We start from the raw sequence: 25,726 nt of genomic DNA, 5'->3' as shown, positions 1-25,726 counted from the left end.
ACTATGTGTCACTGAATAAGCACGTAGGGTCTCATGTTGACGGAGTGTCGCACCGTGGCCGGGTGGAACGCGTCCTCACCCGCGTCTTCCGCAACGACTGGAGTGCGCTGACACCGCCCGACATCGGACGCTGGACCCCCGACCTGCGGGTCAGCGTCGTCATCCCGGCGCGCGGCGGGCAGCGCCGCCTCGACCTCGCCCTGGCCTCCCTGGCCGCGCAGACCTACCCCGAGGACCTGATGGAGGTCGTGGTCGTGGACGACCACTCCTCCCCGGCGCTGCGCCTGCCCGACCTGCGCCCCGCGCACTGCCGCGTCCTGACCGTCCCCGACGGCGGCTGGGGCGCCGGGTACGCCCGCGCCTACGGTGCCCACTCCAGCACCGGCGACGTCCTGCTGTGGATGGACGCCGACATGGTGGTGTGCCGCGAGTTCGTCGAGGCCCAGGCCCGCTGGCACCACGTGCACGCCGAGGCCGTCACGCTCGGCCGGGTCCGCTTCGCCGACACCGGGCCCCAGAGCCCCACCGACGTCCTGGCCCTGGCCCGCACCGACGCCCTGCACGGCGCCCTGGACACCGGCCGCCACCACGCGTGGGTCGAGCGCGTCCTCACCGGGAGCGACGGCCTGCGCGACGCCGACCACCTGGGCTTCCACGCCTACGTCGGCGCGGCGGCGGCCGTGCGCCGCAGCCTGTACGAGGCCGCCGGGGGAGTGGACCCCGACCTCGACCTGGGCCAGGACACCGAGTTCGGCTACCGCCTCTGGCAGGCGGGCGCCGTCCTGCTGCCCGAACCCGCCGCCACCGGCTGGCACGTGGGCCGCGCGGGCACCGCGCGCACCCGGCTGCCCTCCGAACGCTTCCGCACCGAGGTCCTCGCCGAGTTCATGCCGCACCCGCACGCCTACCGCGAGCGGGTACCGGCCCACCGGCGCCGCATCCCGCTCGTGCACGCCGTGGTCGAGGTCTCCGGCGCGCCCTACGACCTGGTCCGCGGCTGTGTGGACCGGCTCCTGGACAGCGCCGAGACCGATCTGGCCCTGACCCTGGTCGCCGACTGGGAGGGCGCCGAGGAGGGAGGGGGAGCGCGCGGGGCGCGGCGGCTGCGGGCGGTGGACGGCCGGGCCCGGCGCGACGTCGGCGGACCCCACCTGGACCTGCGGCTGATCCAGGCCAACTACCTGCGCGAACCCCGGATCTCCTTCGCCACGTCCGCGCCCCGCACCGGTTTCCCCTCACCCTTCCTGCTCCAGGTCCCGGTCTCCTGGGGCCTGGGCCAGGTGGCCCTGTCGCGCCTGCTGGCCAGCGCCGAGCGCGCCCGGGCGGGACTCACCGAACTCTTCCCGGCCGCCTCGCCCACCCGCGACGCCGGGGTGAGGCTGTGGCGCACCCGGGCGCTGGCCCGGGCCCTGCGGGTGCGCGAGGAGGGCGAGGACCTGGGCGACGTGGTCGCCGCGCTGCACGGCCGCTACCGGATCCACGCCGGGGAGGAGACGCTGACCGACCTGTCGCTGTACCGCTCGGTGCCGCCGCCCCCGCGCACCGAACCCGAACCGGCGGAGTTGGCCGCACCGTCCCCGCGGGCCGGGACCGAGGAGCGCCCGGCGGGCGAGTGCGGGACGTGGGAGTGCGGGACGGGGGAGGAGCGCACCGGCGCCGCGCGGTCCGGAGGGTGGCTGCGCTCGGGATGGGCGCGGGCCCGCCAGCGGCTGCGCCGCGAGCGCGGCTGACCGCCTCCCGGGGTCCGACCGCGACCGGGCAGATGGGGGAAGACATCGACCCGGAGAGCGGGCGGACCCCGCCGAGCGCCCCCGCATCCCGGGGATGACCGAGGGCGACGCGGCCGGTACTCAAGGTACCCGACGCCGGGTGTGCGACGGGCACGCCGCCTCGGCGACGTGCCCGTGACGTCCGTTCCCGCAGCTCGCGCGGTCCGGGTCCGCCTCGCACGGCCGGACCCCGCCGCTTCAGTGCCGCGCGGTCCCCGACCGCGGACCGGGCCTGGCCCGAGTCCGCCGCGTCACCGCGTCACCGCCGCGACCGCTCAGCCGACGGCGTCGATCGACTCCAGGAGCTTCTCGCGCAGGGTGTCGCTGACCGGGGCCGACCCGGTCTCCTCGGAGGCGGCCGACTGCCCCTCCGGGCTCACCACGTAGCGCAGGAAGGACTTGACCCGCTCGGCCTGGGCGTCGTCGGGGTAGTCCAGGCACACGACCTCGTAGCTGACCAGGACCAGCGGGTAGCTGCCCGCCTCGGTCGTGCCGTAGTCCAGGTCCAGCGCCAGGTCGTACTCGCTGGGGTTGTCCTCGCGCTGCGGGGACTCGGCGACCACCTGTGCGGCGGCCTCGGGGGAGATCTCCACGAACTCGCCGCCGACGCCGATGTCCACCGTGGACATGCCGTGCACGTGCGACATCTCCACGTAGCCGATGGACCCCTCGGCCCGCTCGACCGTGTCGGCGATACCGCTGTTGCCCTGCGCCGACTCGCGCGCGGTGAGCGGCCACTGCCCGCTCGGCTCGTGCGGCCAGGCGTCGGGCGCCGCGGCGCTGAGGTAGTTGGCGAAGTTCTCCGTGGTGCCCGAGTCGTCGGAGCGGTTGACCGGGGTGATCGCCATGTCCGGCAGGTCCGCGTCCGGGTTGTCCTCGGCGATCTCGGGGTCGTTCCAGCGCGTGATCTCCTGGTTGAAGATCTTGGCCAGCGTCTGCGGGCGCAGGTTCAGCGAGTCCACGCCCTCCAGGTTGAACACCACCGCGATCGGGATCACGTAGGCGGGCAGGTTGACCACGTCCGAGCCGCCGCACCGCTCCCCGGCGTCGGCGTTCTCGTCCGGGTCCATCGCCGCGTCGGTCCCGGCGAAGGCCACCGCGCCGTCGATGAACTGGCTGCGCCCGCCGCCCGAACCGATCGAGTTGTAGTAGACGCGCGCGTCGTCGCAGGCGGACTGGTAACCGGCGATCCAGGTCGTCATCGCGTTCTCCTGGGCGCTGGAGCCGGCACCCGACAGGCTGCCGGAGAAGCACTCCAGGCCCTCGGGAACCTCCGGCGCGGCGCTGTCCGGAACGGCCTGGTCGCTGCCGCAGGCGGTCACGGCCAGCAGCAGGCCGGCCAGCGCGGCCGACGCGGCCCCCCTGGAGGCCCCGCTGTGGCGCAGGACGCCGGTCTTGGTGCGCTTGTTGGACGGGAGCACGACTGCTTCTATCCCCTTCGTCGGTGTCGGTGGTCCTGGTCTGCGTTCACCGCCGCGCGTCCCCGAACGGGCGCGTCGTCGCTGGTGATGGAGCACCGCCGAAGAATTTAACCATCGGTGGACCACCACCCCCAAGGCGGCCCCGTGTGGCATGGCGCTCACGCGGACCGGCGTGCATGACACGCGGACGGTACGGGCACGGGTAGATGCGTGATGAGCACGCACGACACGTCCACCGCTCCGACGTCAACCTACCGCCTCCAACTGCGCCCCGGGTTCACCCTGGAGGACGCCGCGGACCTGCTCGACTACCTGGACCGCCTGGGAACCGGGGCGGTCTACCTGTCCCCCATGCTCGCCGCCGCGCCGGGCTCCCAGCACGGCTACGACGTGGTCGACCCCACCCGGGTCTCGCCCGAACTGGGCGGGGACGCCGCCCGCGAGGCCCTGGCCGCCAAGGCGCACGAGCTGGGCCTGGGCGTGGTCGCCGACATCGTCCCCAACCACATGTCCGTGGTGCGCGCCGACGCCAACCGCTGGTGGTGGGACGTCCTCGCCCACGGCCGGGACTCGGTGTACGCGCGCTGCTTCGACATCGACTTCGACGCCGGACCCCTGCTCATCCCCGTGCTGGGCGACGACGGCGACGGCGGACGGGCCGCCCTGGCCGACCTCGTCCTCGCCGACGGCTGCCTGGCCTACCACGACAAGCGCTACCCGCTCGCCCCGGGCACCCACGAACCCGGCGACTCCGTCGAGGCGGTGCACGAGCGCCAGCACTACCGGCTGGTGTCCTGGCGGCGCGGCGACGGCGAGCTCACCTACCGCCGGTTCTTCGACGTCAGCGAGCTGGCCGCCGTGCGGGTGGAGGACACGGGGGTCTTCGACGCCACCCACGCCGAGATCCTGCGCTGGGCCGAGCTCGGCCAGCTCGACGGTCTGCGGGTGGACCACGTGGACGGGCTCACCGACCCCGGCGGCTACCTGCGCCGCCTCGCCGAGCGCTTCGGCGGCTGGGTCGTGGTGGAGAAGATCCTCGCCCCCGGCGAGGACCTGCCGCAGTCCTGGCCGGTCGCCGGGACCACCGGGTACGACGCCCTGCGCGAGCTCTGCGGCGTGTTCGTCGACCCCTCCGGTGAGGCCGATCTCACCACCCTCGCCCTCGACCAGGGGGTGGAGGTGGACGTCGCCCGGGCCGACCTGCGCGCACGCCGCCACGCCGCCACCGAGCTGCTGCGCGCCGAGGTGCGGCGGATCGCCGCCCTGCTGCCGCCCCGGCCGGAACGGGGGCGGGAGACGCCCTCGCCCGAGGCGGTGCGCCGCCGCGAGGAGGCCGTGGCCGAGCTGCTGTGCGCCTTCGACGTGTACCGCTCCTACCTGCCCGAGGGCGAGCGCGACTGGGCCCGGGCTGTGGAGACCGCCATGGGGCACCGCCCCGACCTGGCCCACGACCTGGAGGCCCTCGACATGCGGGTGCGGCGCGACCCCCGGGGCGAGGCCGCGCGGCGCATCCAGCAGACCAGCGGGATGGTCGTGGCCATGGGCACCGAGAACACGGCCTTCTACCGCACCACCAGGTTCGTCGCCCTCAACGAGGTGGGCGGTGACCCCGCCGACTTCGCCGTCACGCCGCGCGAGTTCCACGACGGCGCGGCCCGCCGCGAGGCCGCCCGGCCGCACACCATGACCACCCTGTCCACGCACGACACCAAGCGCTCGGAGGACGTGCGCGCCCGCCTGGCCGCCCTGTCGGAGGTGGCCGAACCCTTCGCCGAGGCCGTGCGCCGCTGGACCGGGCGGTGCGCCCTGCCCGAACCCGCGCTCAACCTCCTGGGGTGGCAGACCCTGGTCGGCGCCTGGCCCATCGGGGAGGAGCGCCTGGCCGACTACCTGCTCAAGGCCGCCCGCGAGGCGCGGCTGGGCACCTCCTGGACCGAGCCGGACCCCGACTTCGAGGACCGCGTCCGCTCCTGGCCAGCGCGTGTGCTGGGCGACAGGGTCCTGCGCGGGGAGGTGGCCTCCGTGGTGGAGTCGGTGCGCGAGGCCGGGTGGAGCAACTCCCTGGGGCAGAAGGCCGTGCAGCTGCTGGGCCCGGGCGTCCCGGACCTGTACCAGGGCACCGAGCTGTGGGACCTGTCCCTGGTGGACCCCGACAACCGCAGGCCCGTGGACCACCAGGCCCGCGCGGACCTGCTGACCCGGATCGAGGACGGCTGGCGCCCGCCGGTGGACGCCACCGGCGCGGCCAAGCTCCACCTGGTCCGCACGTGCCTGCGCGCGCGCCGCGAGCTGCGCCCCCGGGGGTACCTGCCGCTCACCGCCTCCGGCCCGGCCCGGGACCACGCGCTGGCCTTCGCGCGGACCTCGGCCGGAGCCGACCGGCCCGACCTGGCGGTGATCGCCACCCGGCTGCCCGTCGGGCTGGCCGACGCGGGGGGCTGGGCGGACACGGTCGTGGCGCTGCCCTCGGGGCCGGGGACGTGGACCGACCGGCTCACGGGCCGGGCCGTGGTGTCCGACAGCCCCGACGGGCCCACCCTGGCGCACCTGGCCGGGGTCCTCGACCGGTACCCGGTGGCGGTCCTGACACGGGAGTGAGGAGCGCCGTCCTGAGGCGGGCCTCGCCGCACGGCGGCGTGGAGCGGTCGGGGAGGCGCGTCGGAGGAGACCGGGGCGTCGCGCCGCTGCGCCCCGGCCCCTTCGGAGCGCGGGTAGGCTTGCCGCGATCATGGCGCGTACCGACACCCCACACACCACCGGCCCCAGGCTGCGCATGCCCGCGGCCGTCGCGGCGGCCCTGGCCTGCCCCTCCTGCGGACGCGGGCTCGACCCGGGCGAGCGCGGGCTCTCCTGCGGCGCGGGGCACAGCTTCAACGTGGCCAGGGAGGGGTACGCGAGCCTGCTCACCGGGGCCACGCCGCCCGGGACCGGCGACAGCCGGGAGATGGTCGCCGACCGCCTCCGGTTCCAGGAGGCCGGACACCACGACCCGATCTCCGCCGCGCTGGCCGCCGCCCTGGCCCGTGAGCTCACCGCGCCCGCCCCGCTGGTCGCCGACATCGGCGGCGGGACCGGGCACCACCTGACCCGGGTGCTGGAGGCCCTGCCCGACGCCGTGGGGCTGACCGCCGACGCCTCCAAGTTCGCCGCACGCAAGGCGGCCAGGGCGCACGAGCGCGGCGGCGCCGTGACCGCCGACGCCTGGCGGGGCCTGCCGCTGCGCGACGGCTCCGCGGACGCCCTGCTCAACGTGTTCGCGCCGCGCAACGCCGCCGAGTTCCACCGCGTCCTGCGCGCCGACGGGGTACTGCTGGTCCTCGTCCCCGCCGCCGACCACCTCGCCGAACTGCGCGGACCGCTGGGCCTGCTGGAGGTGGACCCGCGCAAGGACGAACGCCTCGCCGACTCGCTGCACGGCCACTTCGCCCCCGCCGGGGCCGAGGACCTGCGCTTCACCATGGACCTGGACCACGCCGACGCCGCGACCGTCGTCGGCATGGGGCCCAGCGCCCGCCACATCGACGCCGGGGACCTGCGCGCCCGCATCGCCGCCCTGCCCGAACCCGCGGCCGTCACGGCGTCGGTGCGCCTGCACCTCTACCGCCCGCTCCGCTGAGCGGGGCCCTCCCAGGAGAGTCCTGCCGGGTGCGAGCCCTCCCCGGGGCCGGGGGAGCGGCCGGTCAGGGGACGGTCGGTCGCAGGAGTTCCCTCCGGACCCGCCGTCAGGCGCGCGGCGGCCGAAACGGGCAGGTCCGGGCAACACCGGCAGCCGCGGATGGCGGGCGCGCAAGCCGGGTAGACCACCCTCCGTGAGCGAAGCCCAGACCACCCCGACCACGTCCGACGCCCTCGCCGCCCCCGCCGTCGCGGGGGTCGGCGTCCGCGGCGACTTCGCCGTGTGGGCGCCCCACCGCGAACGCGTCCGCCTGCGCCTGTACGGCACCGCGGAGCACGGCGGCACGGGGGAGCGCGACGTCGCCATGCGGCCCGACGACGACGGCTGGTGGCGCGTCCGCGTCGAGGACGCCGGGCCCGGCACCGAGTACGCCTACCTCCTGGACGACGACCCCCAGCCCCTGCCCGACCCCCGCTCACTCCACCAGCCCCACGGCGTCCACGGCCCCAGCCGCGTCCACGACCACGCAGCCTTCGCCTGGACCGACGCCGACTGGACCGGGCGCCCCCTCGCGGGCGCCGTCGTCTACGAACTCCACGTGGGCACCTTCACCCCCCAGGGCACCCTCGCCGCCGTCGCCGACCACCTCGACCACCTGGCCGACCTCGGCGTCACCCACGTCGAACTCATGCCGGTCAACGCCTTCGACGGCACCCACGGCTGGGGCTACGACGGCGTCCTGTGGGCGGCCGTCCACGACCCCTACGGCGGCCCCGACGCCCTCAAGGCCCTCGTCGACGCCTGCCACCGCCGCGGCCTGGCCGTCCTGCTCGACGTGGTCTACAACCACCTCGGCCCCTCGGGCGCCTACATGCCCCGCTTCGGCCCCTACTTCCGCGGCGAGAACGCCTGGGGCCCCTCCCTCAACCTGGACGGCCCCGACTCCGACCCGGTCCGCCGCACGGTCCTGGACAACGCCCTGGACTGGCTGCGCCACTACCACCTGGACGGGCTGCGCCTGGACGCCGTGCACGCCCTGCGCGACGACCGCGCCACCCCGCTGCTGGCCGAACTCGCCGAGGAGGTGGACACCCTCGCCACCGCCCTGAACCGGCCGCTGTCCCTGGTCGCCGAGTCCGACCGCAACGACCCCCGCACCGTCCTGCCCCGCGAGGCGGGCGGCCTGGGCATGACCGCCCAGTGGTCCGACGACCTCCACCACGCCCTGCACGTCGCCCTCACCGGGGAGACGCACGGCTACTACGCCGACTTCGCCGACCCGGGGGCGCTGCCCGCCGCGCTCACCCGAGCGTTCTGGCACGCGGGCACCCGCTCCAGCTTCCGCGGCCGCACCCACGGCGCGCCCGTGGACACCGCGCGCGTCCCCGGCAGCCGCTTCCTGGCCTACCTGAGCACCCACGACCAGATCGGCAACCGGGCCCGGGGCGACCGCATGGGCGAACACCTCTCCCCTGGCCTGCTCGCCTGCGGCGCCGCGCTGGTGCTGTGCTCCCCCTACACCCCCATGATCTTCATGGGGGAGGAGTGGGGGGCCGCCACGCCCTGGCCGTTCTTCGCCTCCTTCACCGACCCCGACCTGGTCAGGGGCGTGCGCGAGGGACGCCGCCGCGAGTTCGCCGCGCTGGGGTGGGCCGAGGAGGAGATCCCCGACCCCATGGACCCGGCCACCCGCGACGGCGCCGTCCTGGACTGGTCCGAGCCCGGACGCGAACCGCACGGGCTGGTCCTGGACACCTACCGGGCGCTCATCGCCCTGCGGCGCGTGGAACCGGAGCTGTCCGACCCGCGCCTGGACCGCTCCTCGGTCGAGGTGGGCGGCGGCGGACGCCTGCTCGTCCTGGCCCGGGGAAGCCTGCGCGTGGTGTGCAACCTGGACGCCGACGGCGCCGAGGTGGAGCTGGACGCGGCCCCGCGCGAACTCCTGCTCGCCAACGGCGAGCCCAGGACCGCGGGGTCCACCGTCACCGTGCCGGGGGAGTGCTTCGCGGTCCTGAGGGTGTAGCCGCCCGGGCGGGACGCGGTGGCGCGCTCCCGCGCGCGGGCCCGCCCGGGAGCGCCGGAACGTCACCGCGGCCCCCTAACCTCGGTACGGCCCGCGATCCCATGACGGAAAGGCAGCACATGAGCGGCGACGCCTGGACACTCGACCGGAGCTTCGAGGCTCCCAACGGAACCGTGCGCTGGGCCCGGTTCGGGGACGGGGACCCGGTCGTGCTGCTGCACGGCACACCCTTCTCCTCCCACGTCTGGCGCCACGTCGCCCGCGCCCTGAGCGCCCGGTACACCGTCCACGTGTGGGACATGCCCGGCTACGGGGCCTCGGCCAAGCACGAGGGGCAGGACGTGTCGCTGGCCGCCCAGCAGGCCGCGTTCACCGCCCTGCTCGACCACTGGGGACTGGAGCGCCCCGCCGTGGTGGCGCACGACTTCGGCGGCGCCGTGGCCCTGCGCTCGGCCGTCCTGGACGGGGCGGCCTACGACCGCCTCGCCCTGGTCGACGCGGTCAGCGTCCGCCCCTGGGGCAGCGACTTCTTCCGCCTCGTCAACGCCAACGCCGACGTGTTCGCCGCGCTGCCCCCGCACCTGCACGAGGCTCTGGTGCGCGCCTACGTCTCCTCCGCCGCGCACCGCGAACCCCGCGGCGACGTCCTGGACGCGCTCGTGCGCCCCTGGCTGGGCGCGGACGGCCAGCCCGCGTTCTACCGGCAGATCGCGCAGGCGGACGAGCGCCACACCGCCGAGGTCGAGGACGCCTACGCCGACCTCGACCTGCCGGTGCTGGTGGTGTGGGGCGAGGAGGACACCTGGCTCCCCCTGGACCGCGGCCGACGGCTCGCCGCCGCGATCCCCGGGGCGCGACTGCGCGTCCTGCCCGGGGCCGGGCACCTCGTCCAGGAGGACGCACCGGCCGAACTGACCGCCGCCCTCCTGGACTTCCTGGGCTGAGGGCGCCCGGGCCGGTCAGCCGACCGGCCCGGTGAACACCATCTCCTCGCCGTCGTGGCGGACGACGATCCTCAGCTCCTCGCTCCCGGGCGCGACGTCGCACCCCATCGGGAACGCGTAGGAGCCCGCCTCGGTCTCGCCGAGGGCGATCTCGCCCTCGGCGGCCGTCTCGGCTCCGCCCGCCTCGCACACGGTCTCGAACTCGCCGAAACCGAGCACCCGCCCCAGGTCCGGCACCTCCACCTCCAGGGTGAAGTCCGCGCGCCCGCCCCCGGGGAAGGAGACGTCGTCCACGGTGTAGACGACGTCGGCCTCCCCGCGGAACTCGTGCTCGTAGGCGCCGACGGGGTGGGCGACGCGGTACGACTCGTCGAAGGCCCCCGACGACTCCTGTGCCGCGCAGCCGAGCGCGGACAGGACGAGGGCGAGGGACAGGGGGAGGAGAGAGGTGCGCATGCGCCCAGAATAGGGCGGAACGCACCCGTCCTCCCGACGAGGACGGGCGTGCGGACGGCGGTCGCGCGACGCGCGGGCTCAGCCCTCCAGCGCCCGGAAGACCTCCAGCCACTGCCCCGGGTCCACGTGCCCGACGGGCGTACCGGCAGCGATCCCGGCCCGGGCCAGCGCCCGGTCCACCCGCCGGGCGGGGTGGGCGCGGCGCAGCGACGCGCCCAGCGATCCGCCCGCGCCCCCGAAACCCAGCTCGACCAGGCGCCGGTAGCCGTTCATCCGCCCCGGGTCCACCAGGGGCGTCCGGCGCCTGCGCAACACCAGGATGCCCGAATCCACCCGGGGCACCGGCCGGAACCGCTGCCGGTCGATCCGCCCGGCCAGCGACCACGACCACTCCGGCCAGGTCAGCACCGTCAACCGGCTCCACCGACCGAACCCGCCGGTGCGCTTGCGCGCGTACTCCAGCTGGGTGACGAGGGTGGCGGAGGCCAGGCCCCGCGCGTCCAGGCACCAGCGCACGATGTCGGCGGTGCGCGCGTAGGGGATGTTGCCCACCAGGTGGAACTCGCCCCGCGGCGGGCGCACCCGGGTGAAGTCGGCCCGCACCACCCGCACCCCGCTCGCGGGCTCGCGGTAGCGCGCGGAGAGCCGTTCGGCCAGGCGCGGGTCGATCTCGTAGGCCAGGACCCGGCGGGCGGCCGGGGCCAGGAAGCGGGTGAGGGCGCCCTCGCCCGGTCCCACCTCCACCACCAGGTCGGCCGGGCCGATCCCGGACACCGCCACCACGCGGCGTGCGGCGCCCGGGTCGGCGAGGAAGTTCTGGGAGAAGCGGCGCCGGTTGTCACCGGCACCCGTGCGACGTGAGCGTTCGGTACGTGCCACGGAAGGTCCGTTCCAGCCACCCTGCGGTGGCCGACGAGGACGGGCGGCACGGACGGGCGCGCCACACGGCGCGCGACAACGCGAAAGGAGGTCCGGGCAGCCCGTCCGAGGGAAGAAGGGACGCGACTGTGCCTGGACCGGAGGGTCACACGGGAAGGAGGAGGTGTCGTCCGCGGTCGTCGCCGGGCCGACCGCCGTGCGGGCGCGCGTGGGCGCGCCCGCGCCAGCGGCGGCGGACGGCGCGCCCCTTCCCGCACCGTCCGCACACGCGGCGGGGTACGCACGCGAAGCGGAGGGAGGAAGGGGCGGGGTTCCCGGCGGGCCGGACGGACCCCGTGGGCGGGGTCCGCGGCGGCCGGGACGGCGGACTACCGGCCCAGGTGCGGGGACCGGGGCCGGACGACGTGGGTGTGGCAGCTCACCGGCCAGGCGTGGGCCCGGCAGATGATCGCCTGGAAGCAGCACATGGCGACCAACCTAGGAGCACGCCCGCGGCGGCGGCAACCGGTTTTCCCGTCGGCGGGTCCGCCCGAAAAGGGTTCGCCCCGCCCGGCCCGACCGCGCCATACTCGCCCCCATGCCCGACTTCGCGGACTTCGACACCCGCCACTACCGCACCGTCGACGTGGCCACCGGCTACGACGGCTGGTCCGGCACCTACGAGGACTCCGTCCTGGACGCCATGGACCTGGCCCTCCTGGACGGCCTCACCGTCCCCGACTGGTCGGCGGTCTCCCGCGCCGCCGACCTGGGATGCGGTACCGGCCGCACCGGTTCGTGGCTGCGCGGCCGCGGGGCCGGGCGCGTGGACGGCGTCGACCTCAGCTCCGGCATGCTGGCCCTGGCCGAGAGGCGCGGCGCCCACGACAGCCTCACCCGGGGCGACGTGCGCGACACGGGCCTGCCCGGCGCCGCCTACGACCTGGTCATCGCCTCCCTGATCGACGAGCACCTGCCGGACCTGGCGCCCTTCTACGCCGAGGCCCGGCGGCTCGTCCGGCCCGGGGGGACGTGCGTGCTGGTCGCCTACCACCCGCAGTTCTCGATGGTCTCGGGGATGCCGACCCACTACACCGACGCCTCCGGCGAGGACATCGCCATCGCCACCCACGTCCACCTCATCAGCGACCACGTCCGCGCCGCCTCGGCCGCGGGGTGGCGGCTGGCCGAGATGGCGGAGGGCACCGTGGACGACACCTGGGTGGAGGCCAAGCCCACGTGGGAGAGGTTCCGGGGCCACCCGATCTCAGCGGCCTTCGTGTGGACCGGGTCCTAGACCCGACGCCCTGGTCCCGACCCCGGCGGGCCCGGGGCGCCGTGTGCCCGCCGGGACACGGCGGGCGCGGGGGTGTGCTCGTGTCCACGGGGCGGGGCGGGGCGGAGGGCGGGTGGGGGCCTGTACGCCAACGTCCGTTGAGGACGGTGCCCGGGTGGAAGGCGCGGGCGGGTCTGCGGGCGTCGCGTCCGCGGGGGTCGGCGGGCGGCGCGAGACCCCCGTCAGCGCAGCAGCGCCTCCCGCCACAGCTGGCGGTTGCGCTCGACGTACTCCGACGCCGGTCCCCAGTGGTCGGCGTGCCCCTCCGCGTGCAGGCGCGCCCACGGCTGCTCACCCGTCCGCGCGCCCTCCGTCAGCAGGTCGTACATGCCGCGCACGCGCCCCAGGACCGCGTCGGGCAGTTCACGGCGCTGGGCCCCGTCGCACCCGTACCCGTCGGCCAGGGCGCGCAGCCGCCGCGCGTCGCGCCGGGGGTCCCCGCCCTCGTGCAGCGGCACGAACCCGTGCGCGGCGTATCCGAGGTCGCCCATGCGCGTGCCCGGACCGGCGCTGTCCCAGTCGATGAAGGTCCAGGCGTCTCCGTCGCGCACCAGGTTCCACGGCGCCAGGTCGTTGTGGCAGACGAGTTCCTCGCGCTCGTGCGGGATGGGCGCCTCCCACACCGGTTCCTCCGGGGGCCGGTACGCGGCGGTCAGGTCGTGGAGGCGGCGGATCGTCCCGCCCAGCCGACGCAGTTCCCCCTCCGTCATCGGCGCCGTCCGGTCCGCCATCGTCCCCGGCACGTACCCGAGCACCTGGCGGCCCCGCTCGTCCCTGCCGACCGCGGAAGGGGACGCCTCGTAGCCGCACGCCTGCAGGTACGTGAGCAGGAGCAGCACCGAAGGGGAGGAGCGCCGCCACGGTTTGCGCACGGTCCGTCCCACGCGCACCACCTGGTCGGCGACGTTGCCGCCCTCCAGCACCTCTTCCTCGGGTGGGGTCATGGTCCCCCATGCTCCACCGCGCGGTCGGGGGAGTCCATCGGTTTTCACCGGTCCCCGGGGGCTTGCCGGCTCTCGTCGGCCCGGTGCTCCGCCGCGGTCAGGGCCGCGTCGTCCAACCGGGCCAGTCCGGCGAGCAGCCCCAGGCACAGCAGCCCCATGGAGGCGAACACCCAGGTCAGTCCCAGGAACTCCGCGATGAGGCCGCCCGTCGCGGCGCCCAGCGGCATGGTGCCCCAGGCCAGCAGACGGTAGGCGCTGTTCACCCGGCCGAGCAGGGGGTCGGGGGTGATCCGCTGGCGCAGCGACACCGTGACCACGTTCCACACCGCGATCCCCACCCCGCCCGCGAAGAAGCCCGCCGCGACCAGGACGGGGTCGGCGGTCACCGCGGGCAGGCCCACGAGCACGGCGAAGGTCAGCGCGCAGGTCCGCAGCGCCCGGGTGCGTCCCAAGAGTCGCTCGATCCGCCCGGCGCACAGGGCGCCCACCACGCTGCCCGCGGCGACGGCGGTCATGAGCAGGCCGTAGGCGGGCTCGGACAGGCCCATGGGCGAGTCCGGACCCACCGCGAAGAGCACGAAGACGGTGAAGGCCGCGTTGCTGGCGAAGTTGCTGGCGCCCACCATCGCCGCGAACGAGCGCAGGATCCGGTCGCGCCACAGGAAGCGCAGCCCCTCGGCGATGTCGGCGCGCAGGGTGGCGGATGCGGTCCGCGCGGTCCGGAACCGGCCGCGCACCAGCAGCAGCGCGCCCACCGCGACCAGCCACAGCGCCGCCGGGGCGGTGAAGGCCGCCGCCGCGCCCGCCGCCACCAGCAGGCCGCCCAGGGGAGGCCCGAGGAACTGGTTCGCGGTCAGTTCGGCGGCGTGCAGCCGCCCGTTGGCCCGGGGGAGCCGGTCGCGGCCGACCACCTGCGGCAGGATCGACTGGGCCGAGGTGTCGTAGAGGGTCTCGGTGACCCCGACGCACAGCGCCACCGCGTACAGCAGCCCGACCGAGCCCAGGTCCAGGGCCAGGGACAGCGCCAGGACACCGAGCAGCAGCGCCCGGGCGAGGTTGGCGCCGAGCATCGTCCGGCGCCGGTCGAGCCGGTCGGCCAGGGCGCCCGCCGGGAGCGCGAAGAACAGCCACGGGAGGGTCAGCGCGAACGTCACCCCGGCGATGAGGACGGGGGAGTCGGTGAAGCGCAGCGCCACCAGCGGCAGCGCCGTCTTCAGGACGCCGTCGGCGAGGTTGGACAGGGCGGAGGAGGTCCACAGGTTCCAGAAGGCGGCGCCCATCGGCGCGGGGCGCGGGCGCGGTACCGGAGGGGGAGGGGTGTGCGGGGGGGTCGGCTTCCGTCATGCGGTCGAGAATGACAGATCGATTGATAAAAATCAATCGATTGCCGGAAGCCGACCGTTGTTACCCTCGGGACATGGGAGAACCGGAACAGAGCGGGACCGCCCGCCGCCCGCGCACGCGACGACCGGCCACGGTCCAGGAGGCCAAGGCCCTGGCCCACCCGCTGCGGGTCCGCATCCTGCGGCTCTGCCTGACCCGGGAGCTCACCAACAAGGAGCTGGCCGACCGTCTGGAGGTCACCCCGGGCACGGTCCTGTACCACGTCCGCCAGCTCGTGGACGCGGGCCTGCTGCTGCCCGCGCCCGTGCGTACCGGGACCAGCGGCGCGCTGGAGAAGCCCTACCGCGCCACCGGGGAGACCTGGTGGCTGGACGGCCCCCTTCTGGACACCGACGCCGGTTCCGCCGTCGCGCCGGTGGAGGCCTTCCAGCAGGAGCTGAGCGAGGCCGGACCGGAGTCGGTGCGCACCTACTCGCGCTTCGTGCTGCACCTGTCGGACGAGGAGGTGGCGGAGCTGGACCGCCGCATCGTCGCCGTCCTGGACGAGTACGTGGCCACCGACGGCCAGCGCGCGGACCGGCCCGTCTACGCCGGGGCGTTCCTGCTGCACCGCCCCGCCGACTGACCGCCGCGCGGGCCGCGCGGCGGCGGGTTCCGGGCCCGCCCCGGTGCCCGTCGGGTCCTGTGGCGGCCTCCGAACCCCTCCGGGTCGGGCCGCCGGGTCAGCGCCGGTGGATCCGCCGTCCGCTCAGCCTGCCGGGCGTGATCCTCAGGACCTGGTCGCGCTCCCCCTCGGCCCAGGGCCGGGGCAGGCCGCCCTGCGGCAGGCGCGCCAGCTCGGCGGCGTCGCGGATCCACGCGCACGGCCCGCTGGCCAGCACGCTCCACCCCTCGCGGCGCTCCTCGTCGAGGCTGTCCACCTGGAAGGCGGCGTACCCGCGCGCGTGGCGCATGATGGCCCCGGCCAGCGTGGAGCGGAACACGATGCCGCCGTCGACCATCGTGTAGTTCACCGGCAGGACCGTGGGCGCCGCGTCCCCCTCGATGGTGAAGGCCACGCGCCCGATGTCGCGCGTGGCCAGCAGGTTGAAGCAGGTCTGGCGCTCCAGGACGGTGAAGCTGGCCCCGTCGTCGCCCTCGATGATGTCGGCGCCCTCCAGCAGCTCCTGCTCGTCGGCGAGGCGGTCGGTCCCCGCGTACTCGTCGGACGGTCCCCGCTGCTCCGGCGGCGCGACCGGTCCCGTGACCGACACCGGCGGCGGTTTCATCCGGTCGGCGCCCTCTGATCCAGCCATCGCTAGCTCCCCCGAGAAGAGTGCCCCCGTGTCCTCCCTCCGCCGTCGGCGCGGTTCGCGGGCCCGGGGACGCGGCCCGCGCGCCGTCGGCGAAGGTCCCCGCTCCCCGACTACCCCCCGGGGCGACCAGCGCAAACAGCCGGGAGGCCCCTCCCGGGCCGGAAGGGGCGGCCCGGGGCGTTCTCGGACGGGGCGGGATGTTTGATTCCCCTGGGTATCGGTCAACTTACTTAGGGTGAATGCCCGGCGCCTGTCAGGAGGCATGACGTGCCCGCTCGACACACCGCCGCCGAACCCCGGCGACCCCGGATCCTGGACGTCACCCTGCGCGACGGCGGCTACCTCAACGACTGGCGCTTCACCGACGCCACCGTGCGCGAGCACACCAAGGTCCTCGGCGAGGTGGGCGTGCCCTACGTGGAGGTCGGCTACATCAGCGACGACCCCGGGCGCGAACCCACGCTCCGGTGCGCGCCCGACCTGCTGCGCCAGGTCGGCGAGGACGCCGGACCGGCCCGCGTCGTCGCCATGCTCGCTGTGAACGGCAGGAGTCCGGACGAGGTCGCCGCCCTGCTGCGGCCCCGCGCCGAGGTGCTCGACGTGGTCCGCCTGACCTGCCTCCTGGAGAGGCTGGACCACGTGCTCGCCGCGGCGGAGGCCGTCCGCGCCTCCGGCGTCACCTGCTCGCTCAACCTCATCAGCGTCACCGCCTACGAACCCGGGGAACTGGCCGGGGCGGCCGAGCGCGTCGCCCGGGCGGGCGTCGCCGACTGGCTCTACCTGGCCGACTCGCGCGGCGCGCTGCTGCCCGAGCACGCCGCCGAGCTCTTCGCCGGGGTACGGGCCGCCTGGCCCGGCCTGGCGGGCTTCCACGGCCACGACAACCTCGGCCACGCCGTCGCCAACTCCCGGATCGCGCTGGAGGCGGGCTTCGACCTCGTGGACGGCTCCCTCCACGGGTACGGTCTGGGCGGCGGCAACACCGACCTGGCCGAGGCGCTGGCCCTGGTCGGGGAGGTGGACCGCCCGCGTCTGGCCTCCCTGGCCGAGCGGGTGGCGGCGGAGATGCCCCCGCCGCCGCCCTTCCAGCACCTGTATCCCCTCACCGGCTGGCGCAACCTGGAACAGGAGTGGGCCCCCGACGTCTGGGAGGCCCACGGCGAGGGGGCCGAGGAGTTCCTGCGCGGCCTGGCCTGGAAGCGCTACAAGGAGGTCGGGGAGGTCCTGGACGATGCGTCGGCTCCCCGGCCCTGAACACCCGGTCGGCGGCGGCGCCCAGGCCCGAGCCGCGACCGCGCACCCCACCACCCCCCGGAGGAACGGTTTGACCCGGCCCGTCCGCTGTCTCGTGCTCAACGACCGGCACCCCCTTCCCACCGACACCCTGGACCACCTGTCCGACGCGCTGGAGGCGCACTGGGTCCAGACCGCCGACGGCGGCCTGGACCCGGCCGAGGAGTTCCGGCGACACCCGGACACGCGGGTCCTGGTCACCACCTACACGGACCTGGGCGCGGAGAACCTGCGGCTGCTGCCCGAGCTGGAGCTGGTGGTGGCCACCACCACGGCCGTGGAGTACGTGGACCTGGAGTACTGCCGCGAGCGCGGCGTGGCCGTGTGCAACACCGCCGGGTACACCGGCGCGGCGGTGGCCGAGCACGCCGTCGCGCTGATGATGGCCGTGGCCAAGAGGGTCGTGCCCGTCCACGCCCGCGTCCGGTCGGGCGACCTGCTCTGCGCGGGGGAGCAGGGGATGGAGCTCGCGGGCGGCACCGCGGGGATCGTCGGCATGGGCGGCATCGGCGCACGGGTGGCCCGTATGGTGCGCGGCCTGGGTATGGCGGCCGTCCACGCCAACCGCAGTCCGCGCCGGGCCGAGGGCTCGGTCCAGGTGGAGCTGGACGAGCTCCTGGCGGTGTCCGACGCGGTCTTCCTCACCCTGCCGCTGGACACGGCCACCCACGGCCTGCTGGGCGCGGCCCAACTCGCCCTGATGAAGCCCTCGGCGGTCCTGGTGAGCATCTCGCCCAACGAGGTCGTCGACTCCGGGGCGCTGACGGAGGCGCTGCGCGCGGGGCGCCTGCGCGGCGCGGGGCTGGACCTGGTCGGCGAGCGCAACCCCTACCCGCCGCTGGACAACCTGGTGCTCAGCTCCCGGTTCGCCGCCAACACCCGCGAGTGCCAGGAACGTCGCCGACGGGTGTGGGCGGCCGCGGTGGAGGCCTTCGTCCGGGGCCGGGAGCTGCCGCACCGGATCGTGTGAGGATGGGAACGGGCCGGGCGGCATGCGCTCGCCCGGCCCGTATCTCGGGGGTGGGACGCCCTAGCGGCCGGTCACCCGCACCGGGGTGTCGTCCAGGGAGTCGTCGCGCGTCTCACGGCTGATCAGCAGCGCCACCAGGGTGATCACGCCGACCAGGACCAGGTAGCCGCCGACCCAGTTCAGTCCCAGGGTGCCCGCCAGCCACGTCGCGATGTAGGGGGCGAACGAGGCGCCCAGCAGGCCCGCCAGGTTGTAGGCCACCGAGGCACCGGTGTAGCGCACCTTGGTCGGGAACAGCTCCGGCAGCACGGAGGCCATCGGGCCGAAGGTCAGGCCCATCAGGCTCAGCCCCACGATGAGGAAGGCCAGCACGCCGACCGTGCCGCCGCCGCCCATCAGCGGGCCCATGGCGAAGCCGAAGACGATGATCGCGACGGTGACCCAGACCAGGACCGGCTTGCGGCCGAACCGGTCGGCGAGCAGGCCCGCGACGGGGGTGAACACCCCGAAGAACACCACGCCCACCAGCAGGAACACCAGGAACTGCGACCGGTCGTAGCCCAGGCCCGCCACCGGGTCGGTGCCGAAGCCCAGGGAGAACACGGTCATCAGGTAGAACAGCACGTACGTGGCGAGCATGATCAGCGTGCCCAGCACCACGGCGGGCCAGTTGGTGCGGAACACCTCCGCCATCGGCGACTTGACCCGCTCGCCCGAGGCGACGATCTTGGCGAAGGCCGGGGTCTCGTGCAGGGTCAGGCGGACCCACAGGCCGACCACGATCAGCAGGGTCGAGAGCAGGAACGGCACGCGCCAGCCCCAGGCCAGGAAGGTCTCGTCGCTCATGAACTGGCTCAGGGCCAGGAACACGCCGTTGGCGAGGAAGAACCCGATCGGCGCTCCCAGCTGCGGGAACGAGCCGTAGAAGCCGCGCTTGCCGGGAGGGGCGTTCTCGGTGGCCAGCAGGGCCGCACCGCCCCACTCCCCGCCCAGTCCCAGGCCCTGGCCGAAGCGGCACACCGCCAGCAGCAGCGGGGCCAGGACGCCCACCTGCGCGTAGGTGGGCAGCACGCCGATGCCGACGGTGGCGATGCCCATGGTCAGCAGGGACGCCACCAGGGTGGCCTTGCGCCCGACGCGGTCGCCGAAGTGGCCGAACACCCAGGAGCCGATGGGGCGGGCGACGAAGGCGATGGCGAAGGTGGCCAGCGACTGCAGCCGCGCCGCCAGCATGTCGCCCTCGGGGAAGAACAGCGCGGGGAAGACCAGGACCGCGGCCGTCGCGTAGATGTAGAAGTCGTAGAACTCGATGGACGTCCCCACGAGGCTGGCCGTGAGGACCTTCCTCTTGGGATTGGCCGGTGGCTCGGCCTCTTCTGGTACGCGTGGGGCGACGTCCGTCATGGGACTTCTTTCCAGGTCAGTGGGTGCGGATGGCTGGATGCTAGCTCCGCTCGCCACTGTATGAAACATTTGTCTCACTATATGGACATATGCGTTCTCTGTGTCCGTCTGGGGTTTTCCGCGGGTCCGGAAGCGCGGATCCCGCGCGGGCGGCCCTCAGACCTCGGGGAGGGGGCCCGGGCGCACCACCCGCGTGCAGTTGTCCCGGAAGCGCTTGACCAGCTCCCCGTTGGGGCGGTCGCTGCGCTCCACCCACTCCCGGGCGGCCTCCTCGGTCGCCCCGCCCGCGAGCTGGCGCCGGTGCAGCCTGCGCTCGCGCAGGTCGTCGTCGGCCTCCACGTACCACAGCTGGGCGAACAGCCCGCGCAGCCCGGCCCAGGGCTCCTCGCCGCCCGCCAGGTAGTTGCCCTCGGTCACGACCAGCCGGGTGTGCGGCTCGATCACGTGCCGCGCGGCGACGGGTTCGTGCAGCACGCGGTCGTAGTCGGGCACGTAGACGGGGTGGTCGGTCTCGGCGAGCAGGCGGCGCACCAGGGCCGCGTACCCGTGCGCGTCGAAGGTGTCCGGCGCGCCCTTGCGGTCGCGCCGCCCCAGCCGGTCGAGCTGGGCGTTGGACAGGTGGAAGCCGTCCATGGGCAGGTACCCGGCCGCGCCCGGGCCCAGCACGCCGTTGACCCCGGCCACCAGGTGGCGGGCGAGCGTGGACTTCCCGGCGGCGGGGGCGCCCACCAGGCCGAGTACGCGGCGGCGGGGGCCGCCGGTGGCGGCGGCCAGGGCGAGGGCGTCGGCGACGAGCGGTTCGGACATGGAACGAGCCTACGCACCCCGGGGCGCCCCGCGCCGGGGCGGTGTCCGCCGGGCCCGCCGGGACGGCGGCCCCGGCGGGCCCGGCGGTCCCGGTCAGGGGACGTGGCCCACGTGGGCCAGCGCCTGGCGCACCAGCACGTCCTGGCCGCCCGTCATCTCCTCGCGCAGGTGCGCGCCGACCGCCTCCTCCGGGGTGAACCACACCAGGTCCAGGGCGTCCTGGCGGGGCTGGCAGTCGCCCGAGACCGGGACGATGTAGGCCATCGCCACCGCGTGCTGGCGGGCGTCGTGGAACGGGGTGATCCCCGGCGTGGGGAAGTACTCGGCCACCGTGAACGGCTGCGGCGAGACGGGGACGCGCGGCAGGGCCACCGGGCCCAGGTCCTTCTCCAGGTGGCGCAGGAGGGCGTCGCGGATCCGCTCGTGGTAGAGCACGCGGCCCGAGACCACCGAGCGGTGGAAGCTGCCGTCGGGCGCGGCCCGCATGAGCAGGCCGACATGGGTCACCTGCCCCACCTCGTCCACCCGTACGGGAACCGCCTGGACGTAGAGGACGGGCATGCGGCCGCGGATGCTCTCCAGCTCCTCGGGGGAGAACCAGCCGGGCTGGGTGTCGGCGGTTTCGGTCATCGGGTGCGCGGCGGAACGCCGCGGCCGTCGGCCGGGGCCCGCCGCTCCCTCCCTTCTCGTGGGCTGTCCCTGGGATCGGTCCCGGGCCCGGCCCGTGGGCGCGGGCACGCGGGGGTGCCACCTGTACCGCTTCTACCGCACTCGGGCGCGGAAGGCCACGCGCGGGGGCGTGCCCGGAGTGTCCGAGAGGAGAAGTGAGGGGTCGAAGCCGCGGTCGCGCGCGGTGCGTCCCGCCCACCCGCCGGACGGGGTGACACGGGACTGTCCCTACGGCCACATCAGCGAGTTTTCGCGGGTTTTTCTCACGAAAAGCTCCCACGGTCTCTCTGGAGAGGTTACGATCTCGTACGCGGTTGCGTAGTGGAAAGGTTACGTCCGGTGAGAGGTGGCCCGAGTGGCGAGGAATGCCCGGTTCTCTGCCCAGGAGCGTTTCCCCTGTACGGGTGTGACGGTCGTGCCCGTCCACGGCGAGGTTGACCTCGCCACAGCCGACCGCGTGCGCGATCGGCTGCTCCAGGCCGCGCACGCCTCACGGTGCGACTGCCTGGTGGTGGACATGTCCGGGCTCGACTTCTTCGACGCGAGCGGCGTCAGCGCCCTGGTCGCGGTCTACAAGAGCCTCACCCGCGAGGGGCGGCACGTGGTCCTGGCCGAGCCCGCGCCCATCGCCGCGCGTGTGCTGGAGGCGCTGGGCATGGGGCGCGTGTTCGAGATCTACCCCCTCCTGGAGATGGCGCTCACGCACACCAGCGGTCTGCGGGTCGACGGCGACCCGATCCGCAACACGGTGCCCGAACTCCCGTGACCGGGTCCCGGTCCCCGCCCCGCACGGGGGGACCGGGACCGCGGCCCGCGCGAAGCCCCCGTCTCAGGGACGGGACGCCCCGCCCCCGGCGCCCCGTCCGCCGTCGTCCTCCTGCCCGTCGCGCACCAGGAAGGGCGCCAGCAGTTCGGGGACGGCCTCGTCCGCCCAGGCCAGGCCCTGCCCCAGCCCCACGTCCCTGGCCGCGTACATCCCCTGCCCCGCCGCCGTCGTGGCGGCCACGTCGGCCAGGCCCAGCCTGCGCTGGAACGGCGAGCGGTTGATCCGCCAGCCGATCACCGCCGACCGCTCCAGGGTCACCGTGTCGCGCACCGCCATCCCCTTGCGCACCACCAGGTAGCGCGGGTGCAGCCCGTGGCCCAGCCCCCGGTAGGAGCCCACGGCGTACCAGAACGCCGCCGCCGCGATCGCCACCGCCAGCACCGCCCAGGCCCAGCTCGGCGTGACCTCCACCGCGCTCGTGGCCAGCGGCACCGGGATGATCTCCCGCTCCACCTCGTGCACCACGTCCCACCAGGCCTCGGCGATCAGCGTGTGCAGCCAGGCCAGGGCGCCGGAGAGCACCGCGCCCAGCACGGCGACCACGGCGGCCCGCGTGAAGCGGCGGCGCAGCGCGGCCCGGGGGTGCACGGCCAGCGCCACGTCCAGGGGCGAGTCCGGCGTGCCCATCAGGTCGGCGGCCAGCCTCCGGGCCCGCTCCCGCGGCATGGCCGGGGACAGGCGGCTCCTGGCGCTGGTCTTCTGGTCGTCGGCCGCGGCCAGCCCGGTGGCCACCGCGCGCACGTCCGCCCCGCCCGACAGCCGCAGCACGTACGGCTCGTGCAGGGTCACCCCGTTGAGGCGGCGCCCCTCCACCGACAGCGACACGCTGGTCAGCAGGCCGCGGCGCAGCCGCACGGTCCCGTCGGCCTCTCGGGTGAGGCGGTAGTTCCACCAGGTCTCCACGGCGACGGCGGTCAGGACCACCACACCGGACACCAGCAGACCCAGCAGTGTCAGGGGCACCACGATCAGGATCTGCCCCATCACGAACGAGGACATCTCCTCCACGCTGGGCAGGTTGGCCCGCTCGGAGAGCCAGTCCCACCCCACGCCGCCGGTCTGGGCGTTCAGGCCCAGCAGACCGGCGATGGCGCCCAGGCCCACGCCCAGGGTCGCGGTGGTCGCGGGGGCGTAGGCGAACCAGCGGCGGTCGAGGCGGGCCAGTTCGGTCTCGCCTTCCTCGCCCGCGCCGTCCTCGGCGGCCTCACCTGCACCGGACACGGCGCCGGCGGGCGCGCCCCGGCGCAGCAGGTCGCGGCGCAGCCACTCGCCCTGCTCCGCGGTGACGTAGAGCAGCTGGAGCTGGTCGGCCCCGGCCCCGACCTGCTCACCGGTGCCGACCGTGACCGAGCACAGTCCGAAGATCCGTACGTAGATCGGCGCCGCCACGTCGACGCTGCGCACGCGCTCGCGCGGGATGGACCGGTAGGACTTGGCGACGATGCCCGAACGCATCTCCATGCGCTCGTCGGTGACCCGGTAACGGGTCGCGCGCAGGCGCAGCAGGTCGAGGTAGGTCATGAGCGCGGTGAACGCCAGTGCGGCGGGGACCGGGAGCAGGGCCCACAGGGACTGTCCGGCCACCACCAGCACGACGGCGACCACGATCGCGCTCGGTACGAGGAACAGCCCGACGACGACGGCGCTGGCCCACACGCTGAGCGGGTGCAGCCGCTGCCAGTCGGTGACGGGGGTCTCCTCGGCGGGAACGGGTTCCGCGGAGGCGGCGGGGTCCCCTGCGGGAGAGGCGAAGGTCTGTCCGGCGGGCGCCGAGGCTCCCGCCGGGGCGGGGCCCGGCACCGCGCTGGCCGGTCCGGCCAGGGGGCCTTCCGCCCGAGGGGCGGGTGGTTCGCTCTGCCCGGGCACCGGAGGGAACTCCTCGGGGCCGGGGCGGTGTCCGTCGCTCATGTCGCGTCCCCCGGGGTCGCCTGGGTGGTGTCGGTGAGCTGGTCGGCCACGCGCGTGGCCAGTTCGTGGTCCAGGCCGGTGATCTCGATCGGGCCCGCGGCGGAGGCGGTGGTCACGGTGACGCTGGAGAGCCCGAACGCCCGCTGGAGGGGGCCGCGGGCGGTGTCCACGGTCTGGATGCGCGACATCGGGGCCACGCGCCACTCCTGCCAGAGCCAGCCGCTGGAGGTGTAGACGGCCGTGTCGGTGACCTCCCAGCGGTGGACGCGGTAGCGCCACCGCGGCATGACCACGGTGATCAGGAGTCCGATCCCGCCGACCACCGCGGCGGCGGCCAGGAACCACGCGCGCGGCGGCTCCCAGATGATCGCGGGCACCACGGGGATCGCGGTGAGGACGACCGTCACGGTCAGGGACCGGGTGGTCCACCAGTGGACGGCGCGCCCGTCCACCCGGTGGCGGGGTGGGCGCAGGCGGGGGGTGTCGGCGCTCATCGCGTCCACGCCTCCTTCGGTTCGGGGCCCTGGCGGGCCGGTGTCTTTTAAAAGTGATATCACAATGCTATGCTCGCGTCATCACCCAGAAGAGAACGGAAACCTCAGATGACCGCTACCGGCCAGGTCCCCACCCCGGCGCCCCAGTACCGAGAACACCCCGCCGCCAGCATCAACGGCATGGTGATGGCGGTGGTCAGCATCCTGCTCTTCCTCCTCGGCGTCGCCGTCGCGCTGTCGCCCATCGTCGGACTGCCCGTGCCCCTGGTGGCGGTCGGCGTGGTCCTCGCCGTGGTCGGCTTCCTGTTCTTCATCGGACTGGAGATGGTCGCGCCCAACGAGGCCAAGGTCGTCCAGCTCTTCGGCCGCTACGTCGGCAGCGTCCGCACCGACGGCCTGCGCTGGGTCAACCCCTTCACCGTCCGCAAGGGCGTCTCCACCCGCATCCGCAACCACGAGACCTCCGTGATGAAGGTCAACGACGCCTCCGGCAGCCCCATCGAGATCGCCGCCGTCATCGTCTGGCAGGTGGAGGACACCGCCCGCGCCTCCTTCGAGGTGGACGACTTCGTGGAGTTCGTCTCCATCCAGACCGAGGCCGCCGTGCGCCACATCGCGGGCAACTACCCCTACGACTCCTACGACACCGACACCAGCCGCTCCCTGCGCGGCAGCGCCGACCTCATCACCGAGCAGCTGTCCCGGGAGGTCGGCGAGCGGGTCGAGGCGGCGGGAGTGCGGATCGTGGAGACGCGCTTCACCCACCTGGCCTACGCCTCCGAGGTCGCCCAGGCCATGCTCCAGCGCCAGCAGGCCAGCGCGCTGATCGCCGCCCGCCAGGAGATCGTCGAAGGCGCCGTGGGCATGGTCGACCGCGCGCTCGCCCGCCTCTCGGAGGAGGGCGTGGTGGAGCTGGACGAGGAGCGCAAGGCCGCCATGGTCAGCAACCTGCTCGTGGTGCTGTGCTCCGACCGCCCCGCCAGCCCCGTCGTCAACGCCGGAACCCTGTACCAGTGACCGCGTGAGGTGGCAGTGCCCGAGCGCAAGAAGGTGCTGCTGCGGCTCGACCCCGCCGTCCACGACGCGCTCGCGCGGTGGGCCGGGCAGGAGCTGCGCAGCACCAACGCCCAGATCGAGTTCCTGCTGCGCCGCGCGCTGGACGACGCGGGGCGGATGCCCAAGGAGGCGGGGGCCATCCCCCGCCGCGGCCGACCGCGCAGACCCGAGCCGGAGCAGCCGGAGCCCGAGCAGGAGGACGGCCCGGGGAAGTGACGGCGCCGCCGGAGCCGCCGGTCCGGCTGCCCGTGGGGCGCCCGGACCGGCGTACGCCCGGCGCGCCGGCCCCGGGG

23 protein-coding genes are annotated in these 25,726 nt (G+C 74.8%); 12 read left to right on the top strand and 11 right to left on the bottom strand.

The window, feature by feature from the left end; translation table 11 throughout:
• Positions 1 to 62 precede the first annotated feature (62 nt).
• A complete protein-coding gene (locus UIS43_RS05030; protein ID WP_370012599.1) occupies positions 63 to 1,730 on the top strand; it encodes a glycosyltransferase family 2 protein in 1,668 nt (555 codons plus the stop codon).
• A 314-nt stretch (positions 1,731 to 2,044) separates the two neighbouring features.
• Here the strand turns inward: UIS43_RS05030 and pstS are convergent, their stop codons facing one another.
• Complete coding sequence (gene pstS / locus UIS43_RS05025; protein ID WP_370012598.1) at positions 2,045 to 3,190, bottom strand: phosphate ABC transporter substrate-binding protein PstS; 1,146 nt, start codon at positions 3,188 to 3,190, stop codon at positions 2,045 to 2,047.
• Positions 3,191 to 3,403: 213 nt separating this feature from the next.
• On the opposite strand from pstS, the gene treY reads away from it, so the two are divergent.
• The 4 genes from treY (at position 3,404) to UIS43_RS05005 (ending at position 9,773) form a co-directional block, all read left to right on the top strand.
• Entirely contained in the window at positions 3,404 to 5,788 is a 2,385-nt protein-coding gene (gene treY, locus UIS43_RS05020) for a malto-oligosyltrehalose synthase (protein WP_117197992.1), read from the top strand.
• Positions 5,789 to 5,963: 175 nt separating this feature from the next.
• Positions 5,964 to 6,806 carry a putative RNA methyltransferase gene (locus tag UIS43_RS05015; RefSeq protein ID WP_071623204.1) on the top strand — a complete coding sequence of 281 codons (843 nt, stop codon included), beginning with the start codon at positions 5,964 to 5,966 and terminating at the stop codon, positions 6,804 to 6,806.
• Between the two features lie 193 nt (positions 6,807 to 6,999).
• Complete coding sequence (gene treZ, locus UIS43_RS05010; protein ID WP_370012597.1) at positions 7,000 to 8,829, top strand: malto-oligosyltrehalose trehalohydrolase; 1,830 nt, start codon at positions 7,000 to 7,002, stop codon at positions 8,827 to 8,829.
• A 119-nt stretch (positions 8,830 to 8,948) separates the two neighbouring features.
• Entirely contained in the window at positions 8,949 to 9,773 is an 825-nt protein-coding gene (locus tag UIS43_RS05005; protein ID WP_071622159.1) for an alpha/beta fold hydrolase, read from the top strand.
• Between the two features lie 15 nt (positions 9,774 to 9,788).
• On the opposite strand, the gene UIS43_RS05000 is transcribed toward UIS43_RS05005, so the two are convergent.
• Complete coding sequence (locus tag UIS43_RS05000) at positions 9,789 to 10,229, bottom strand: hypothetical protein (RefSeq protein ID WP_071622158.1); 441 nt, start codon at positions 10,227 to 10,229, stop codon at positions 9,789 to 9,791.
• A 78-nt stretch (positions 10,230 to 10,307) separates the two neighbouring features.
• A complete protein-coding gene (erm, locus tag UIS43_RS04995) occupies positions 10,308 to 11,108 on the bottom strand; it encodes an ErmE/ErmH/ErmO/ErmR family 23S rRNA (adenine(2058)-N(6))-methyltransferase (protein WP_013153293.1) in 801 nt (266 codons plus the stop codon).
• 577 nt (positions 11,109 to 11,685) lie between these two features.
• On the opposite strand from erm, the gene UIS43_RS04990 reads away from it, so the two are divergent.
• Complete coding sequence (locus tag UIS43_RS04990; protein ID WP_013153292.1) at positions 11,686 to 12,384, top strand: class I SAM-dependent methyltransferase; 699 nt, start codon at positions 11,686 to 11,688, stop codon at positions 12,382 to 12,384.
• A 221-nt stretch (positions 12,385 to 12,605) separates the two neighbouring features.
• Here the strand turns inward: UIS43_RS04990 and UIS43_RS04985 are convergent, their stop codons facing one another.
• Together UIS43_RS04985 and UIS43_RS04980 are read right to left on the bottom strand one after the other, a co-directional pair.
• Positions 12,606 to 13,367 carry a phosphotransferase gene (locus UIS43_RS04985; RefSeq protein WP_013153291.1) on the bottom strand — a complete coding sequence of 254 codons (762 nt, stop codon included), beginning with the start codon at positions 13,365 to 13,367 and terminating at the stop codon, positions 12,606 to 12,608.
• Positions 13,368 to 13,411: 44 nt separating this feature from the next.
• Positions 13,412 to 14,647 (bottom strand): MFS transporter, encoded by a 1,236-nt coding sequence (locus UIS43_RS04980; protein ID WP_370012596.1) that lies wholly within the window; start codon positions 14,645 to 14,647, stop codon positions 13,412 to 13,414.
• 137 nt (positions 14,648 to 14,784) lie between these two features.
• Here UIS43_RS04980 and UIS43_RS04975 point away from each other — a divergent pair, with 137 nt between their 5' ends.
• Entirely contained in the window at positions 14,785 to 15,336 is a 552-nt protein-coding gene (locus UIS43_RS04975; RefSeq protein ID WP_370012594.1) for an ArsR/SmtB family transcription factor, read from the top strand.
• 97 nt (positions 15,337 to 15,433) lie between these two features.
• Here UIS43_RS04975 and UIS43_RS04970 read toward each other — a convergent pair whose 3' ends face one another.
• Positions 15,434 to 16,006 carry a pyridoxamine 5'-phosphate oxidase family protein gene (locus UIS43_RS04970; RefSeq protein ID WP_013153288.1) on the bottom strand — a complete coding sequence of 191 codons (573 nt, stop codon included), beginning with the start codon at positions 16,004 to 16,006 and terminating at the stop codon, positions 15,434 to 15,436.
• A 267-nt stretch (positions 16,007 to 16,273) separates the two neighbouring features.
• Between UIS43_RS04970 and UIS43_RS04965 the strand changes: the two genes are divergently transcribed.
• Together UIS43_RS04965 and UIS43_RS04960 are read left to right on the top strand one after the other, a co-directional pair.
• Positions 16,274 to 17,260 (top strand): pyruvate carboxyltransferase, encoded by a 987-nt coding sequence (locus tag UIS43_RS04965; protein ID WP_013153287.1) that lies wholly within the window; start codon positions 16,274 to 16,276, stop codon positions 17,258 to 17,260.
• Positions 17,261 to 17,330: 70 nt separating this feature from the next.
• Entirely contained in the window at positions 17,331 to 18,269 is a 939-nt protein-coding gene (locus UIS43_RS04960; protein WP_210746439.1) for a 2-hydroxyacid dehydrogenase, read from the top strand.
• Positions 18,270 to 18,329: 60 nt separating this feature from the next.
• Here the strand turns inward: UIS43_RS04960 and UIS43_RS04955 are convergent, their stop codons facing one another.
• From UIS43_RS04955 to UIS43_RS04945, 3 genes are all read right to left on the bottom strand, one after another.
• Positions 18,330 to 19,673: an MFS transporter gene (locus UIS43_RS04955; RefSeq protein ID WP_370012593.1), complete on the bottom strand. Its 1,344-nt coding sequence runs from the start codon at positions 19,671 to 19,673 to the stop codon at positions 18,330 to 18,332.
• A gap of 156 nt (positions 19,674 to 19,829) precedes the next feature.
• Positions 19,830 to 20,480, bottom strand: a complete 651-nt coding sequence (locus UIS43_RS04950; RefSeq protein ID WP_013153284.1) for a nucleoside/nucleotide kinase family protein — start codon at positions 20,478 to 20,480, stop codon at positions 19,830 to 19,832.
• Between the two features lie 93 nt (positions 20,481 to 20,573).
• A complete protein-coding gene (locus UIS43_RS04945; RefSeq protein WP_071622153.1) occupies positions 20,574 to 21,110 on the bottom strand; it encodes an NUDIX hydrolase family protein in 537 nt (178 codons plus the stop codon).
• Positions 21,111 to 21,555: 445 nt separating this feature from the next.
• Between UIS43_RS04945 and UIS43_RS04940 the strand changes: the two genes are divergently transcribed.
• Positions 21,556 to 21,915 carry an STAS domain-containing protein gene (locus UIS43_RS04940; protein WP_019607103.1) on the top strand — a complete coding sequence of 120 codons (360 nt, stop codon included), beginning with the start codon at positions 21,556 to 21,558 and terminating at the stop codon, positions 21,913 to 21,915.
• A gap of 63 nt (positions 21,916 to 21,978) precedes the next feature.
• On the opposite strand, the gene UIS43_RS04935 is transcribed toward UIS43_RS04940, so the two are convergent.
• Together UIS43_RS04935 and UIS43_RS04930 are read right to left on the bottom strand one after the other, a co-directional pair.
• A complete protein-coding gene (locus UIS43_RS04935; protein ID WP_013153281.1) occupies positions 21,979 to 23,883 on the bottom strand; it encodes a PH domain-containing protein in 1,905 nt (634 codons plus the stop codon).
• Positions 23,880 to 24,377 (bottom strand): PH domain-containing protein, encoded by a 498-nt coding sequence (locus tag UIS43_RS04930; RefSeq protein WP_013153280.1) that lies wholly within the window; start codon positions 24,375 to 24,377, stop codon positions 23,880 to 23,882. The genes UIS43_RS04935 and UIS43_RS04930 overlap by 4 nt, the downstream gene beginning before the upstream one ends.
• A gap of 108 nt (positions 24,378 to 24,485) precedes the next feature.
• On the opposite strand from UIS43_RS04930, the gene UIS43_RS04925 reads away from it, so the two are divergent.
• Positions 24,486 to 25,394, top strand: coding sequence for an SPFH domain-containing protein (locus UIS43_RS04925; RefSeq protein ID WP_013153279.1), 909 nt, complete (start codon positions 24,486 to 24,488; stop codon positions 25,392 to 25,394).
• A gap of 15 nt (positions 25,395 to 25,409) precedes the next feature.
• The gene (locus tag UIS43_RS04920) at positions 25,410 to 25,649 is read left to right on the top strand and encodes a hypothetical protein (protein ID WP_013153278.1); all 240 of its coding nucleotides are present in this window, start codon (positions 25,410 to 25,412) and stop codon (positions 25,647 to 25,649) included.
• The last annotated feature ends 77 nt before the right edge of the window (positions 25,650 to 25,726 follow it).

This window comes from Nocardiopsis sp. LDBS0036, from assembly GCF_041228755.1.
Lineage (GTDB): Bacteria > Actinomycetota > Actinomycetes > Streptosporangiales > Streptosporangiaceae > Nocardiopsis > Nocardiopsis dassonvillei.
Note: the sequence above shows the minus strand (reverse complement) of the source record. Positions and strands in the feature narration are given on the sequence as shown.

Excerpts from the sequence above, each read along its gene's own strand:
- UIS43_RS04935 (WP_013153281.1), bottom strand. The coding sequence starts at position 23,883 with ATGAGCGACGGACACCGCCCCGGCCCCGAGGAGTTCCCTCCGGTGCCC.
- UIS43_RS05015 (WP_071623204.1), top strand. The coding sequence starts at position 5,964 with ATGCCCGCGGCCGTCGCGGCGGCCCTGGCCTGCCCCTCCTGCGGACGC.
- UIS43_RS04930 (WP_013153280.1), bottom strand. The coding sequence starts at position 24,377 with ATGAGCGCCGACACCCCCCGCCTGCGCCCACCCCGCCACCGGGTGGAC.
- UIS43_RS04925 (WP_013153279.1), top strand. The coding sequence starts at position 24,486 with ATGACCGCTACCGGCCAGGTCCCCACCCCGGCGCCCCAGTACCGAGAA.
- UIS43_RS05000 (WP_071622158.1), bottom strand. The coding sequence starts at position 10,229 with ATGCGCACCTCTCTCCTCCCCCTGTCCCTCGCCCTCGTCCTGTCCGCG.
- UIS43_RS04950 (WP_013153284.1), bottom strand. The coding sequence starts at position 20,480 with ATGTCCGAACCGCTCGTCGCCGACGCCCTCGCCCTGGCCGCCGCCACC.
- UIS43_RS04945 (WP_071622153.1), bottom strand. The coding sequence starts at position 21,110 with ATGACCGAAACCGCCGACACCCAGCCCGGCTGGTTCTCCCCCGAGGAG.
- treY (WP_117197992.1), top strand. The coding sequence starts at position 3,404 with ATGAGCACGCACGACACGTCCACCGCTCCGACGTCAACCTACCGCCTC.
- UIS43_RS04975 (WP_370012594.1), top strand. The coding sequence starts at position 14,785 with ATGGGAGAACCGGAACAGAGCGGGACCGCCCGCCGCCCGCGCACGCGA.
- UIS43_RS04955 (WP_370012593.1), bottom strand. The coding sequence starts at position 19,673 with ATGACGGACGTCGCCCCACGCGTACCAGAAGAGGCCGAGCCACCGGCC.
- UIS43_RS04990 (WP_013153292.1), top strand. The coding sequence starts at position 11,686 with ATGCCCGACTTCGCGGACTTCGACACCCGCCACTACCGCACCGTCGAC.
- UIS43_RS04980 (WP_370012596.1), bottom strand. The coding sequence starts at position 14,647 with ATGGGCGCCGCCTTCTGGAACCTGTGGACCTCCTCCGCCCTGTCCAAC.
- UIS43_RS04985 (WP_013153291.1), bottom strand. The coding sequence starts at position 13,367 with ATGACCCCACCCGAGGAAGAGGTGCTGGAGGGCGGCAACGTCGCCGAC.
- UIS43_RS05005 (WP_071622159.1), top strand. The coding sequence starts at position 8,949 with ATGAGCGGCGACGCCTGGACACTCGACCGGAGCTTCGAGGCTCCCAAC.
- UIS43_RS04970 (WP_013153288.1), bottom strand. The coding sequence starts at position 16,006 with ATGGCTGGATCAGAGGGCGCCGACCGGATGAAACCGCCGCCGGTGTCG.